The 351-nt window shown below is 61.3% G+C and carries 1 protein-coding gene; it reads right to left on the bottom strand.

From position 1 onward, the window contains the following. Positions 1 to 351, bottom strand: a 351-nt coding sequence (locus JOY50_RS28715; RefSeq protein WP_243056194.1) for an immunoglobulin-like domain-containing protein, incomplete at both ends; no start/stop codon positions are given.

Here is a 351-nt window from a genome sequence, read left to right on the forward strand (position 1 = left end):
TCGCAGCGCCGCCCAACTCCAGGTTTTCAAAGGTGGCGCCGGTAGCGTCTACCGCCGATTTAATGCCAACGCTGATTTCACCAGCGTCGTTGTAAACGTCGTCGCCCTGCGCATCGTGGGTGTACGGTGCGCTGGTCTCACCGGCCTTGATGGTGACCTGAGCATTGTTGCTCAGGGTCACGACCAAATCGTGGGCCAGGGCGGTGTTGATGTGCACGGTGAAGGTCGGTTTGACGTTTTCCGCCACCGACGTCTGGTCGGCGGTGATGGTGACCTTGACCAGGTCGCCTTCATTGCCCGGGGTGCCTGGCTCATCGGTGACCTGGGTGCTGACCGGGGTCTTGTCCAGGT

This window comes from Pseudomonas sp. BP01 (assembly GCF_022760795.1).
Lineage (GTDB): Bacteria > Pseudomonadota > Gammaproteobacteria > Pseudomonadales > Pseudomonadaceae > Aquipseudomonas > Aquipseudomonas putida_Q.